This is a genomic window from Pantoea sp. X-Soil-OKNW-556, assembly GCF_059730695.1.
On record NZ_AP035990.1, the window covers coordinates 3,660,636 to 3,677,449 of the forward strand.

Below are 16,814 nucleotides of genomic sequence, written 5' to 3' on the forward strand. Positions count from 1 at the left end.
TGCCTCAGATAACAAGGGTTACGCTGTGTGGTTCTGGTGCGGTTGTTGCAGCAACTCCTCCAGTGATGCGTTAGTGCCTTCCACGGTCACCAACTGGGTGCTGCTGTAAGCCGTTCCGGTTCCGTCACGGTCGATCGAGAGCACGGTATTGCCATCAGCGGTATGATCCACTTTCACAAAATCATTAACGTTACTTGTGTCATCATTCCAGCCAATAAGCAGGTTACTGACGTCAATCTTGTCGCCATTTGCGACAGAGAAATCAGTCCAGGTATCGTGTCCATTGCCACCGGTGGCATCTGCCGCATTCAGCAAGTGGTAAACCAGCGTGTCTGCTCCGGCACCCGAGGTGATGGTGTCGTCATAGGCGCTGCTGGTCAGCGTATCCGCCGCCGAGGTTCCGGTAATGGTCGGATGCAGCTCAATGGTGAACGAATTGCTGATGAGGGTGCCATCGGTTGACGCCAGGGTGTAGCTAAACACCTCCTTGTGAGTGATGTTCTGCACGTTAATGTCGGCACTCAGCGCATAGGTATAGCTACCGTCTGCGGCAATGCTTAAGGTGCCGTAATCACCCGCCACCGCAGTACTGCCACTGCTGCTCACGGTGGTGGAATCACCGTGCTCATTGGTGATGGTCAGCGTACCGGTGTGACTGGTCGTGCTGTCGGCCCAGATGCTGCCGCTCACCGAGCTGTCGCTATCGGTCGTGGTTGAGGCTTCCGCAAACAGACTGTTCACAGCTAACAACGATGCCGTACCCGTTGAATGCACCAGATCAACGGTCAAAGTGGCCGTGGTGGCAACGCCCTGAGCATCAGTCACCGTATAGGTGAAGGTGTCTGCGGCTGGCAGTGTGTCGATATCCAGCCCGGCCTTCAGCGTATAGGTGTAGTTGCCATGAGAGTCGATGGTTAACGTGCCGTAAGTAGTACTGAACGAGGTACTGGTGCCCACCGTATGACCCGAAACCGAGGTCACCGCCGTACCTGATGGCACGGTACCGGCTACTGAGCTGGTATCGTTGGTCAGCAAGTTACCGGTGACGGTAGCCGCCACTGTTACCGCCATCACGGTGGTATCCGTGACCGTTGTGATAGTGGTGGTCGGCAGTAAGGAAACCCCGCCGGTCGAACCAATCACCACCGCATAAGTCCCGGTCCCCAGGTTGTTGTAGTTGACGTTCACCCCTGTTTTCGAGCCCAGATTGATCAATCCGGTCGAGAGATAGTTGTTGGTCACCGATACCAGCGTCCACCCCGTACTGGTCTGCTGATAGAGATACAGATTGTAGTTAGCAATCAGTGAGATACCGCCAACCGTACCATTCAAGGTCACGCTACGCGTATCGTCATTGCCTACGCTGAAGATATAAGCGTTACCGTTCGACAATACGTTGAGACCCAATACGGTTCCCAGATTCACCGTTGCCAGTGCTGAATGGCTGACGCTGGTGGTGCCATTGTTTACCGTCGCGGTAGAGGTGGTGTAATCCACTTCTGTGAGGTCATTCGCCGCCACGATTTTGATCGCACCCAGCACAGTCGCCGTCGGCGATGTGTTGCCTGCTGCATCCGTCAGGGAGACAGACAACGTCGCCCCGGTGGTTTGCGCGGTTGTCAGCGTCACGGAGAAGCTGCCATTGCTGGCCACAGTGCCAGTGCCGATGGTGTTACCCCCGGCGTCTTTCACGGTAACCGTGGTACCGGCTTCGCCCGTACCCGTCAGGAGGGTACCCGCCGTGTTGACCGCCAGCCCGGTAGCTGCCGTCGGTGCCACGGTATCAACAATCACCGTTGCCGAAGTGGTGCCACTGATGTTGCCTGCCGTATCCGTTACTGTGACGCTTAACGAATGTGAACCATTAGCAAGTACCGCAGTGGTAAAGCTCCACGTACCTCCAGCCCCGACAGAAACCGAGCCGAGGATCGTCGCGCCGTCATAGATAGTGACGCGACTGCCCACTTCTGCCGTACCGCTCAGTACCGGCGTGGTATCTCTGGTCGAGCCGCCGCTCGGTACCGTCACGTTTGGTGTGACCGAATCGTTGGTGATAGTCAGCGTTGACGCGGTTGGTGCCACCGTATCCACCGTCAGGGTAACGGAGGCGTTCGGGCTGACGTTGCCCGCCGCATCGGTCGCCGTGACGTTCAGGGTATGCGTCCCTTCAGTCAGGGTGCTGGTGATAAAGCTCCACGCCCCGTTGCTGCCTGCGGTGGTGGTGCCCAGCAGGGTCGCCCCGTCGTAGATGCTGATCTTCGCACCCGCCTCCGCCGTACCGCTCAACAACGGTGTGCTGTCGTTGGTGGTGCCGTTGTTGGGGATGGTGACCGGCGTACCATTGTTGTTGGTCGCCGTCAGACCCGTCACCGCCGCCGGGGCCACGGTGTCGATGATCACGCTGGCCGAGGTGGTACCGCTGACGTTACCTGCCGCATCGGTCACCGTCACGCTCAGCGGATGGGTACCGTTGCTGAGGGTGGCGGTGGTGAAGCTCCAGGTACCTGCCCCGCCGACCGTCAGCGTGCCCAGCACCGTGCTGCCGTCATAGATGGTGACTTTGCTGCCGACTTCCGCCGTACCGCTCAGCACCGGAGTACTGTCGTTGGTTGAACCGCCGCTCGGCACCACCGTGTTGGTGGCATCGTTGGTGATCACCAGCGTTGACGCCGTCGGGGCCACGGTATCCACCGTGATGATGGCCGAGGTGGTGCCGCTGACGTTACCGGCAGTGTCTTTCACCGTCACGCTCAGCGGATGAGTACCGTTGCTCAGCGCGCTGGTGGTGAAGCTCCAGGTACCGCCCGTCCCCACGGTGACGGAACCCAGCACCGTGCTGCCGTCGGAGATGGTGACCACCGAACCGGCTTCCGCCGTGCCGCTCAGGGTTGGCGTGTTGTCGTTGGTCGAGCCACCGCTCGGCACCGTCACGTTTGGCGTGACGTTATCCGCGGTGATGGTCAGCGTCGACGCCGCCGGGGCCGCCGTATCCACCGTCAGGGTGACGGAGGCGTTCGGGCTGACGTTGCCCGCCGCATCGGTCGCCGTGACGTTCAGGGTGTGCGGACCATCGGCCAGGGTGCTGGTGGTGAAGCTCCACGCCCCGTTGCTGCCTGCCGTCACCGTACCCAGCAGGGTCGCGCCGTCGTAGATGCTGACCTTCGCACCCGCCTCCGCCGTACCGCTCAGCGCCGGGGTGTTGTCGTTGGTGGTACCGTTGTTGGCAATCGCCACCGGCGTGCTGCCGTTGTTGTTGCTGGCCGCCAGACCCGTCACCGCTGCCGGGGCCACGGTGTCGATGATCACGCTGGCCGAGGTGGTGCCGCTGACGTTACCTGCCGCATCGGTCACCGTCACGCTCAGCGGATGGGTACCGTTGCTGAGGGTGGCGGTGGTGAAGCTCCAGGTGCCGCCCGCACCCACCGTCAGCGTGCCCAGCACCGTGCTGCCGTCATAGATGGTGACTTTGCTGCCGACTTCCGCCGTACCGCTCAGCACCGGAGTACTGTCGTTGGTTGAACCGCCGCTCGGCACCACCGTGTTGGTGGCATCGTTGGTGATCACCAGCGTTGACGCCGCCGGGGCCACGGTATCCACCGTGATGGTGGCCGAGGTGGTGCCGCTGACGTTACCGGCAGTGTCTTTCACCGTCACGCTCAGCGGATGGCTGCCGTTACTCAGCGCGCTGGTGGTGAAGCTCCAGGTACCGCCCGTCCCCACGGTGACGGAACCCAGCACCGTGCTGCCGTCGGAGATGGTGACCACCGAACCGGCCTCCGCCGTGCCGCTCAGGGTTGGCGTGTTGTCGTTGGTCGAGCCACCGCTCGGCACCGTCACGTTTGGCGTGACGTTATCCGCGGTGATGGTCAGCGTCGACGCCGCCGGGGCCGCCGTATCCACCGTCAGGGTGACGGAGGCGTTCGGGCTGACGTTGCCCGCCGCATCGGTCGCCGTGACGTTCAGGGTGTGCGGACCATCGGCCAGGGTGCTGGTGGTGAAGCTCCACGCCCCGTTGCTGCCTGCCGTCACCGTACCCAGCAGGGTGGCGCCGTCGTAGATGCTGACCTTCGCACCCGCCTCCGCCGTACCGCTGAGCGCCGGGGTGTTGTCGTTGGTGGTACCGTTGTTGGCAATCGCCACCGGCGTGCTGCCGTTGTTGTTACTGGCCGCCAGACCCGTCACCGCTGCCGGGGCCACGGTGTCGATGATCACGCTGGCCGAGGTGGTGCCGCTGACGTTACCTGCCGCATCGGTCACCGTCACGCTCAGCGGATGGGTACCGTTGCTGAGGGTGGCGGTGGTGAAGCTCCAGGTACCGCCCGCACCGACCGTCAGCGTGCCCAGCACCGTGCTGCCGTCATAGATGGTGACTTTGCTGCCGACTTCCGCCGTACCGCTCAGCACCGGAGTGCTGTCGTTGGTTGAACCACCGCTCGGCACCACCGTGTTGGTGGCATCGTTGGTGATCACCAGCGTTGACGCCGCCGGGGCCACGGTATCCACCGTGATGGTGGCCGAGGTGGTGCCGCTGACGTTACCGGCAGTGTCTTTCACCGTCACGCTCAGCGGATGGCTGCCGTTACTCAGCGCGCTGGTGGTGAAGCTCCAGGTACCGCCCGTCCCCACGGTGACGGAACCCAGCACCGTGCTGCCGTCGGAGATGGTGACCACCGAACCGGCCTCCGCCGTGCCGCTCAGGGTTGGCGTGTTGTCGTTGGTCGAGCCACCGCTCGGCACCGTCACGTTTGGCGTGACGTTATCCGCGGTGATGGTCAGCGTCGACGCCGCCGGGGCCGCCGTATCCACCGTCAGGGTGACGGAGGCGTTCGGGCTGACGTTGCCCGCCGCATCGGTCGCCGTGACGTTCAGGGTGTGCGGACCATCGGCCAGGGTGCTGGTGGTGAAGCTCCACGCCCCGTTGCTGCCTGCCGTCACCGTACCCAGCAGGGTCGCGCCGTCGTAGATGCTGACCTTCGCACCCGCCTCCGCCGTACCGCTCAGCGCCGGGGTGTTGTCGTTGGTGGTACCGTTGTTGGCAATCGCCACCGGCGTGCTGCCGTTGTTGTTGCTGGCCGCCAGACCCGTCACCGCTGCCGGGGACACGGTGTCGATGATCACGCTGGCCGAGGTGGTGCCGCTGACGTTACCTGCCGCATCGGTCACCGTCACGCTCAGCGGATGGGTTCCGTTGCTGAGGGTGGCGGTGGTGAAGCTCCAGGTACCGCCCGCACCGACCGTCAGCGTGCCCAGCACCGTGCTGCCGTCATAGATGGTGACTTTGCTGCCGACTTCCGCCGTACCGCTCAGCACCGGAGTGCTGTCGTTGGTTGAACCACCGCTCGGCACCACCGTGTTGGTGGCATCGTTGGTGATCACCAGCGTTGACGCCGCCGGGGCCACGGTATCCACCGTGATGGTGGCCGAGGTGGTGCCGCTGACGTTACCGGCAGTGTCTTTCACCGTCACGCTCAGCGGATGGCTGCCGTTACTCAGCGCGCTGGTGGTGAAGCTCCAGGTACCGCCCGTCCCCACGGTGACGGAACCCAGCACCGTGCTGCCGTCGGAGATGGTGACCACCGAACCGGCCTCCGCCGTGCCGCTCAGGGTTGGCGTGTTGTCGTTGGTCGAGCCACCGCTCGGCACCGTCACGTTTGGCGTGACGTTATCCGCGGTGATGGTCAGCGTCGACGCCGCCGGGGCCGCCGTATCCACCGTCAGGGTGACGGAGGCGTTCGGGCTGACGTTGCCCGCCGCATCGGTCGCCGTGACGTTCAGGGTATGCGGACCATCGGCCAGGGTGCTGGTGGTGAAGCTCCACGCCCCGTTGCTGCCTGCCGTCACCGTACCCAGCAGGGTGGCGCCGTCGTAGATGCTGACCTTCGCACCCGCCTCCGCCGTACCGCTGAGCGCCGGGGTGTTGTCGTTGGTGGTGCCGTTATTGGCAATCGGTACCGCCGTCGTGCCGTTGTTGTTGCTGGCCGCCAGCGTTACTGCCGCCGGAGCCGTGACATCAATCACCACGGTTGCCGAGCTGGATGCCACACTGACGTTACCTGCGGCATCCGTTGCCCTGACGGTAAATACATGGCTACCTTCCGGCAGTGTTGCGGTAGTGAAGCTCCAGGTGCCGCCCGCAGTGGTGATGGCCGTTCCCAGCACCGTGCTGCCGTCATAGATAGTGATGGTGCTGTTCGCTTCCGCCGTACCGCTGAGGGTTGGTGTGCTGTCGTTGGTGGATGCGCCGTTAGCAATCACGGTGTTAGTGGTGTCGTTGGTCACCACCAGCGTCGCGACATCCGGTGCGTGCGTATCAACCGTAAAGGTCACTGCCGCCGAGTTGGCGCTGGTATTACCGGCCGCATCGGTCGCCGTGACGCTCAGCGTGTGGGAACCGTTGCTCAGGGTCGGCGTGTTATAACTCCAGACGCCCGACGCATTTGCCGTGGTCGATCCCACCACATTGGCGCCATCATAAATGGTGATCACCGCATTGGCTTCAGACGTGCCAGTCAGCAATGGCGTGCTGTCGTTGGTTGAGGAACCGTCGGCAATCTCCACCACCGTACCACCGGTGTCCTTACTGACCACCAGATCATCCACTGCATCAGGTGCCGTGGTATCGACGGTGATATTGATGGTGTTCGACGTTGCACCTGGATTGCCAAGACCATCCACCGTTGTGATGAAAAGTGCATGGTCACCATCGGCTAACGCCGGATTAGGGGTAAAGGTCCACTGTCCACTGGCGTCAACCAGAACAGAACCCAGCACCGTCGCGCCATCGTGGATGGTGATCACATCATCCTCGGCAGCCAGACCGCTCAGCACAGGCGTGCTGTCTTTGGTATCCGCACCATCAGACAACGACACCAGAGTGCTACCGCTATCGTCGGTGATCTCCAGGGTACTGGTGGCCGGCGGCATTCCGGCGTTGATGGTAACGTCAAAAGCAGGTGAGGACGCCGCGCTGACGTTTCCTGCCGGATCAGTCACGGTGACCGTGAAGCTATGGGAACCATTACTTAATGCCGCTGGCGTAAAGCTCCATGCCCCTGCGGTTGCGGTGACGGTGCCCAACAACGTATTGCCATCGTAGATCGAAATCACATCGCCAGTCGTTGCACTACCGCTCAGCGTCGGGGTGCTGTCATCGGTGGTATCACCGCTTGCCAGCTCACCGGTCTGTCCACCGGCATCATCCGTCACCACAAAATCGTTTATGGCATCCGGTGCAACGGTGTCGATAGTAACGGTGTAGTCAGCCGACAAGGCACTGGTGTTACCCGCCGCATCAGTTACCGAGACATTAAAGGTATAGGGACCATCAGTTAACGCGCTGGTTTCAAAGCGCCATACACCATTATCCCCAACCGTCGTGCTGCCAATTAACACATCATCCTGATAGATATTCACCGTGGTGCCTGCGGTGGCATTACCACGCAATACCGGCGTCTCGTCGTTGGTCGAACCGCCATTAGCGACCACGAACGGCGTAGTACCGTCGTTGTCGTAGATAGCAAAGTTGGTAACCGGATCAGGAGTTACCGTGTTGACCGTCACGGTGACCGAGGTGGTCGAACTCACGTTTCCTGCCTCGTCAGTGACGGTAACATTCAACGTATGCGTGTCGTTCGAGAGGGTTGGCGTGGTGTAGTTCCAGTTACCATCACCGTCTGTCGTGGTGGTACCCAGCAAGGTTGTTCCGTCATAAACCGAGATAATGCTGTCCGGTTCAGCGGTACCCACCAGCTCAGGGGTGTTATCGTTGGTGGCACCGCCATCAGGTATCACCACGGACGGCGTGCTGTCGTTATTTTGCAGTACCAGATCGCCAACCGGTTCCGGTGCAGTGGCATCTACTGCTACCGTAAAGGTGGTAGAGGCAGTGCTGACGTTGCCGTTCACATCGGTAACGGTGGCGCTCAGGGTATGCGAGCCATCAATCAGGGTTGGTGTACTGAAGCTCCAGTTGCCATCCGCATCTGCGGTGGTTGAACCAATCACTACGCTGCCATCATAGATGGTGATAATGCTGTTCTCTTCCGCCGTCCCCGTCAGCAACGGTGTGTTGTCATTGGTGGTGTCGCCATCAGCCAGTGGAACAGGCGTTGTTCCGTCGTCATTGCTGACCACAATACTGGTGGCAATCGGCGCACTGGTGTCCAGCGTGAAGTTGATGGGCGTTGACGCGTCGCTGGTGTTGCCAGCCGCATCGGTGACGGTGACACTCAGGCTGTGCGATGTTCCGGTTAGCGTCGGTACACTGAAGCTCCACTGACCGTTGTTATCGACAGTTGCACTGCCAATGACGGTGCTGCCGTCACTGATGGTGACGACACTACCTGCCTCAGCACTTCCTGACAGCAGCGGTGTGCTGTCATTGGTTGTGCCGTTGTTCGGGATACCCACCGCCGTGGTGCCGTTATCATTACTGAGCGTGATACCGGTTGCCACGTCTGGCGCTGTTGCATCGACCTGTACGCTAATGGTCGCAGGTGCGCTGACGTTGCCGGCGGCATCTGTCGCGGTCACGCTCAGGGTATGAGAACCATCAGCCAATACGCTGGTGGTGTAACTCCAGGTCCCCGTGTTATCAACCACCAGCGAGCCAAGCACGCCGTTCTCATCGGAGATGGTGATGATATCCCCTTCTTCACCTGAACCACTGAGAACCGGGGTGTTGTCATTGGTTAACCCGCCATCCGGGATCGCCACAGAACCGCCACCAATATCGTTGCTCAGGGTAAGTTCGGCGATGGTCGGGACAACAGTATCAACGGTCACCGTCAGCGGATCGCTCACATCACTGACGTTTCCAGCGCTGTCCGTCACGGTGACGGTCAGACTATGCTCACCATCGGTCAGCATTGGGGTGGTGAAGCTCCAGTTGCCATCGGCATCCACCAGCGCGGTTCCCAGCACGTTGCTGCCATCCGAAACCGTCACGATACTGTTCGCTTCTGCGGTACCGCTCAACACCGGGGTGTTGTCGTTCGTCGCGCCGCCAGCGGCAATCTCGGTATCGGTCTGGTCATTGGTCAGCAGGAGATTATCCGCTGCGTCAGGTGCCTCGCTGTCAATGGTGAAGCCGATAACAGCAGAGTTTGCACTGGTGTTACCCGCCGGGTCAGTGACGGTGACACTGAGATTGTGTTCGCCTTGATCCAATGCACCAGTGGTAAAGGTCCAGGTTCCATCGGTGCCGACCACCGTTGAGCCAAGCAACGTCGTACCGTCATAGACATTAATGATGTTGCCCGCATCAGAGCTACCGGTAAGTTCCGGAGTAGGGTCATTCGTGAAGCCACCATCAGCAATCGGAACGAGGATACTGCCTTCGTTATTGTTGACCACCAAATCGGCCACGGGATCCGGGGCTGCGGTATCGATGGTGATGGCGACTGCCGGTGAGGCAGGTCCGGTGTTTCCGGCAGCATCGGTGACGGTGGTGGTCAAACTGTGCGCGCCTTCACTCAATACCGGTGAAGTGAAACTCCAGTTGCCATCGCCATCGACCGTCGCTGTCCCCAGCACGTTACTGCCTTCCGCCACCGTGACCGTACTGCCCGGTTCAGCGGTACCGCTCAACACCGGTGTCGTATCGTTGGTCGCCCCCGACGTGATCGGTACCAACGAACCGCTGGCATCAGAACTGAGTTGCAGATTGCTGGCAGCCACTGGAGGCTGCGTATCAATGGTTACCGCCAGCGGATCGGACGCGGTGCTGACGTTACCTGCCGTGTCGGTGACCGTCACGGTCAGGCTATGATCGCCGTCTGTCAGCGTTGGCGTGGTGAACGTCCAGTTGCCATCGATATCGGTCAGGGCGGTCCCCAGCACATTGCTGCCATCTGAAACCGTCACAATGCTGTTGGCTTCAGCCGTGCCACTCAACACCGGGGTGTTGTCGTTAGTCGCTCCGCCTGCCGCAATCGGTGTATCGGTCGCGTCATTGGTGAGTTGCAGATTATCCGCCGGATCGGGCGCTTCGCTGTCCACGGTGAAATCTATGGTGTCAGAGTTAGCACTGGTGTTTCCGGCAGCGTCGCTGACCGTGACGCTCAGGCTATGCGCGCCCTGGTCCAGTTCTGGGGTGATATAGCTCCATGTGCCGTCCGCACCAACGGATGTTGAGCCCAACAACGTCGTGCCATCGTAGACATTGACGATGCTGCCCGCCTCCGCCGTACCGGTCAGCTCCGGTGTCGCATCGTTGGTGAGATTACCCTCAGTGATCGGCACCAGCGTACTGCCTTCATTGTTGTTGACCACCAGATCAGTCACAGCATCCGGTGCAGCGGTATCGATATCGAAATTCACCACAGAGGAGGATGGGCCGATGTTACCTGCGGCATCGGTCACCGTGATACTCAACGCATGGCTGCCATCCAGTAACGGCGTGGTAATGAAACTCCAGTTACCACTGCCATCGGTGGTCGCACTGCCAATCACATCGGTGCCATCGTAAATGGTGATCAGGCTATTCGCCTCTGCCGTACCGCTCAGTTCTGGTGAGTTGTCGTTAGTCAGCCCCCCGTTGGTGATTGGGACGTCGGTACTGCCATTATTGTTGTTGAGAACAAAGTCGGCGGTGTCTGGTGCCGTGGTATCAACGGTCAACGCCACCATATTACTCGGCGCGCTCACATTTCCGGCCAGATCGGTCTCCGTGACCATCAGATTGTGATCGCCATCGGTCAGGGTTTGCGGCGTGAAGTTCCAGCTACCGGTGGTTGCATCCGCCTGTACCGAACCGATCACCGCCATATTGTCGTAAATGGTGATGATGCTGCCCGCTTCTGCCGTACCGCTCAAGGTTGGCGTGCTGTCACCGGTCAGACCGTTAAGCGTATCGCCATTGTCATTTTCTGCCGTCAGATTGGTTACCGGATCGGGTGCGGTGGTATCCACAGTGACAAGGATAGGATCGGAGGCATCGCCAGTATTGCCGGCCGCATCGGTTACGGTCGTCGTCAGGCTGTGATCACCTTCATCCAGTGCCGGAGAGGTAAAGCTCCAGTTACCGTCACCATCAACAGTCGCGGTTCCCAACACGTTAGCGCCATCAGAAATTGTCACGGTACTACCCGGCTCCGCCGTACCACTCAATATCGGCGTGGTATCGTTGGTCGCACCCGTGGTAATCGGCACCAGCGTGCCACTGGTATCGCTACTGAGTTGTAAGTTATCGGCTGCCGCCGGGGCAGTCGTATCAATGGTGACCGCGATCGGATCGGATGCCGGGCTGGCATTGCCTGCCGGATCGGTCACGATGGCTGTCAGGCTATGATCACCTTCATCCAGCTCAGGGGTGGTAAAGCTCCAGTTTCCGTCGCCATCTACGGTCGCCGTTCCCAGCACGTTACTGCCATCGGACACCGTGACCGTGCTACCCGGCTCCGCCGTGCCACTCAATACCGGCGAGGTATCACTGGTGCTGCTCCCTGCTGCAATCGGTACGGAGGTACCACCGGAATCATTACTGAGTTGCAAACCACTGGCCGCAACCGGTGGTTGGGTATCCACTGAAAACGTCAGCGGATCAGAGGCTGTACTGGTGTTTCCTGCCGGATCGGTGACGGTGGCCGTCAGACTGTGATCGCCTTCTGCCAGCACAGGGGTGGTGAAACTCCAGTTACCATCACCGTCAACCGTGGTGGTTCCCAGCACCGTGTCACCATCTGACACGGTAATGGTACTGCCTGGCTCTGCCGTGCCGCTTAATACCGGCGTGGTGTCGTTAGTCGCACCACCCGCAGCTACCGGCACAGACGTACCACTTGAATCATTGCTGAGTTGCACACCATCTACGGGATCGGGTGCGGTGGTATCGATGGTGATCGCAAGCGGGTCCGAAGCATCGCTGGTATTACCCGCGGGGTCGGTCACCGTCGCTGTCAGGCTATGATCACCTTCATCCAGCGCAGGGGTAGTAAAGCTCCAGTTACCATTGCCATCTACGGTCGCCGTTCCCAGCACGTTAGTGCCATCAGACACCGTCACCGTGCTTCCTGGCTCCGCCGTACCACTCAATATCGGCGTGGTATCGTTGGTGGTGCCGGCTGTGACGGGGACCGATGTCCCGGTGACATCGCTGCTGAGTTGCAAGCCCGTCGCTACATCAGGTGCGGTGGTGTCAACGGTGAAATCAATGGCCGCAGAAGGCGGGCTGGTGTTGCCTGCCGGATCGGTCACGGTCGCCGTCAGACTATGATCACCCTCACCCAGAGCGGGGGTAATAAAACTCCAGTTACCGTCGTTATCCACCGTGGTGGTGCCCAGCACATCGTTACCGTCAGAAACGGTAATGATGCTGCCCGGATCGGCGGTTCCACTTAGTACCGGAGTGGTATCATTCGTCGCCCCACCAGCAGCAACTGGCACCGGTGTGCCACTATCGTTATTACTGAGTTGAACATCACCCGCAATGGCTGGCGCGGTGGTGTCAATGGTGACAGTCACCGGATCCGAAGCCGGACCGGTATTCCCTGCCGCATCGGTCACCGTTGCCGTCAGGCTGTGATCGCCTTCGCCCAATGGGTCAGGTGTAAAGCTCCAGTTGCCATTACTGCCAACAGTGGCGGTTCCCAGCACGGTGTCGCCATCGGAAATGGTCACGATGCTGCCCGGTTCCGCTGTTCCCGTTAACACCGGTGTGGTGTCGTTGGTGACGCCGCCGTCCGCAACAGGTACCGGTGTCCCGCTCAGGTCATTACTGAGTTGCAGGCCGCTCGCCGCTTCTGGTGCGGTGGTGTCTACCGTGACGGCGATAGGGCTGGAAGCCAGGCCCGTATTACCCGCCGTATCGGTCACCGTGGTGGTCAGGCTATGATCGCCCTCATCCAGCGCAGGGGTGGTGTAGCTCCAGTTACCGTCGCTATCGGTGATCGCGGTACCCAGCACAGTATCGCCGTCAGAAATGGTGACAGTGCTGCCGGGTTCGGCGGTACCGCTAAGTACCGGCGTCGTGTCATTAGTCGCACCCGACGTGATCGGTACTGCTGTGCCGCTCGTGTCATTGCTCAGTTGCAGGTTGTCAGCAACCGCTGGCGGCGTGGTATCTACGGTGAACACAAACGGATCGGTGGCTTCGCTGGTGTTACCCGCCTGGTCGGTCACAGTGGTGGTCAGGCTATGCTCACCTTCCGTCAATGTGGGTAGCGTGAAGCTCCAGTTACCGTCGTTATCCACTGTGGCCGTGCCCAGCAAATTGTCACCATCCTGGATGGTCACGATGCTGCCGGGCTCCGCACTGCCACTCAGTACCGGGGTGTTGTCATTGGTTGCGCTACCCGGTTCGATCGGCACCGGAGTACCGCTTTCGTCATTACTGAGCTGCAATCCGCCCGCGGCACCTGTCGCCACCGTGTCGATGGTGATGGTGATGGTGTCAGAATTGGTAATGTTGCCGTTGATATCCGTGATGGTGGCCTGGAAGGCATGCGATCCATCAACCAGCGTGCCAGGCGTGAAGACCCACTGACCATTACTGTCAGCAGTGACGCTGCCCAGTACGGTGGTGCCGTCATACAGGGTGATCAGGTTGCCTGCACCCGCCAGGCCACTCAGCACTGGCGTGCTGTCATGGGTAAAATCGCCATCAGCCAACTGCACCAGGGTGTTGCCGCTATCATCCGTTACCTGGAGAGAGCTGGTTGCCGCTGGCAGATCGGCATTGATGGTCACGTTGAACGGCGTGGTTGTCGGACTAACATTACCGGCCGCATCGGTCACCGTAACGGTCAGGCTGTGATTGCCGTTGGTTAACGCGTCCGGTGTGAAGCTCCAGTTGCCGTCACTGCCCACGGTGACAGTACCCAATAGCGTATCGCCATCGTAAACGCTGACGACGGTATTCGCCTCGGCCTGACCACTCAGGGTTGGCGTGCTGTCATCACTGAATCCACCCGACGTAAGGGGTCCCTGACTGTCGCCCACATCATCGGTCACTGTCAGGCCGCTGGCTGCCGCAGGCGGTACGGTATCAACGGTAAAAATGATGGGATCGGACGCCGGGCTGGTGTTGCCTGCCGCATCGCTCACGGTGGTGGTCAGACTGTGGTTGCCATCACTCAGCACTGGAGTCGTGAAGCTCCAACTGCCATCGCTGCCGACTGTTGCCGTGCCAAGCACCGTGTTACCGTCGGAAATCGTGACGGTGCTGCCGGGTTCAGCCGTGCCGCTCAATTGCGGAGAACTGTCGTTGGTGGCACCACCCGCCGCAATCGGAACGACAGCACTGCCGTTATTGTCGCCGAGCTGCAAATCACCGGCCGCCGCCGGTGCCTGGGTATCAATGACGATATTGATGGTGATGGAGTCAGTGATGTTGCTGTTAACATCCGTGATGGTGGCATGGAACGAATGTGGACCATCATCCAGCGTGGTCGGGGTAAAGCTCCATTGCCCGTTGCTGCCTGCCACCACGCTGCCTAACAAGGTTGTGCCGTCATACAGGGTGATCAGGGTATTCGCACCAGCCAGACCGCTTAACACCGGCGTACTGTCCTGAGTGTTGGCACCATTGGCCAGTTGTACCAGGGTATTGCCGCTGTCATCGGTGACCTGCAATGAACTGGTCGCCGGTGGCAAATCTGCCGCAACGACTGCATCAAACGCAGGTGTGGCAGGGCTGACATTACCTGCGCTATCGGTCACTGTCACCGTCAGGCTGTGACTACCATTGGTCAACGCCGGAGTAGTAAAGCTCCAGTTCCCATTCACGTCGGTGGTGGTTTGCCCCAGCAACGTCGTGCCGTCATACACGCTGATCACGCTATTGGGCTCAGCCTGACCGCTCAGGGTCGGCGTGTTGTCATCGGTGGAGACACCCGAGGTGATCGGCCCCTGACTGTCGCCCACGTTGTCAGTTACCGTCAGGCCGCTAGCCGCCGCCGGTGGCGTAGTATCGACGATAAAATTGATGGGATCGGATGCCGGGCTGGTGTTCCCCGCCGGGTCGCTCACGGTGGTGGTCAGGCTGTGTTGCCCCTCACCTAACGCCGGGGTGGTGAAACTCCAGTTGCCATCACTGCCGACAACCGCCGTACCGAGCACGGTGGTGCCATCAGAAATGGTGACGGTACTGCCCGGTTCAGCCGTACCCGTCAACACCGGGGTGGTGTCATTGGTTGATCCCCCCGCAGGTACCGGTATCACGGTGCTGCCTTCGTTGTTACCGAGTTGCAAATCACCGGCCGCTTCCGGGGCCACTGTATCAATAATGATATGAATGGTGTTGGAGTCAGTCACATTGCCGTTAGCATCTGTGATGGTGGCATGAAAGGTATGTGTACCATCGGCCAGCGTGCCTGGGGTAAACACCCATTGCCCATCCGTGCCAGCCACGACGCTACCCAACAAGGTATTTCCGTCATACAGGGTAATAAGGGCGTTTGCCGTTGCCAGCCCCGTCAGTACCGGGGTGGTGTCATGCGTGCTGGATCCATCAAGCAGCTGCACCAAGGTGTTGCCGCTGTCATCCGTCACCTGCAACGACGTGGTGGCTGGTGGGAAGCCTGCCGCAATGTTGACATCAAACGCCGGGGTTGCCGGGCTGACATTCCCCGCCGCATCCGTCACGGTAACGGTGAGGCTATGGCTACCGTTGCTCAGCGCCGGGGTGGTAAAGCTCCAGCTACCGTTCGCATCTGCCACGGCACTGCCCAGCAGCGTCTGACCATCATAGATTTTGATGATGCTATTGGCTTCAGCCTGGCCGCTTAAGGTGGGTGTGTTGTCATCTGTGGTCGCGCCGGAAGTCAGTGGCCCCTGACTCCCCCCGACATCGTCTGTCACCACCAAAGCGCTGGCAGCTACCGGTGCCACGGTATCGACAACGAAGTCGACAGGATCAGATGCAGCGCTGGTATTGCCCGCAGCATCGGTAACGGTTGTGGTAATACTGTGAGATCCATCCGCCAGCGTTGGCGAGGTGAAGCTCCAGGTGCCATCTGCGCCGACCACCACGGTGCCCAGCAAGGTCGACCCGTCGTAAATGCTGACGATGCTGCCCGCTTCAGCCGTTCCGCTTAAGATCGGCGTATTGTCATCGGTGTTGGTGCCACTGGTAATCGCTCCCTGAATGGCGCCGGCATTATCGGTCAGAACAAGGTTACTGGCCGTGCCGGGTGCGGTGGTATCGCCGCCACCGCCGTTATCACCGCCCACAGCATTATTACTACCCCCTTCGGAACCACCACTGCCTGTGGTTCCCGCAAACATCGCACCCAGCCCCGCCAGCAGTGCACCTCCCATACCAAAGGCGGCAATGGCGTTATCATGGGTGGTATTTGCTGCTAACAGGCCATCGGTACTGTCGATAGAAACATACTGGAAGCCATCACCACCAGGATTCTCCACCCACCATAAAGCGCCCTTGTCATCCTGTAGCACAAGGTCACTTTCGCCATTCGGCCCATAAAAATTATGAATAACAAGATGTTCACCCGACTTCGTTGTAATAACGAGGTCATTACCATTGCGTGTGTAAGATTTAATATCTGATTGATTCAGATTGAGTTTAACCAAACTCGGAGTGGTTAACGTCACTTCGCTTCCGTTAGTAAGCGAGGCGATCGTGCCTCCTTTAGGCGTTACTGAGATATTATTCATTTTCTCTATATTCCACCGAGGTTATTAGAATCCATAAAAACGCCCGAAATCCGCAGATCCCGGTCTCACCAGTGAATAAACGTTGGATATTCACTCTTTCTCTTTGACGACCTCATACATGCTGATGATGAAATCGTACTGAGCCTTGTTAAGCCGCCATCCTGGTAATGGGGACGTTTTATTTCTTAAAATAACAACGG

At 59.7% G+C, this 16,814-nt stretch carries 1 protein-coding gene; it reads right to left on the reverse strand.

The window, feature by feature from the left end; all coding sequences use genetic code 11:
- Window positions 1-18: 18 nt before the first annotated feature.
- Window positions 19-16,614 (reverse strand): Ig-like domain-containing protein, encoded by a 16,596-nt coding sequence (locus AC6I8T_RS17065; RefSeq protein WP_497834168.1) that lies wholly within the window; start codon window positions 16,612-16,614, stop codon window positions 19-21.
- Window positions 16,615-16,814: the final 200 nt, after the last annotated feature.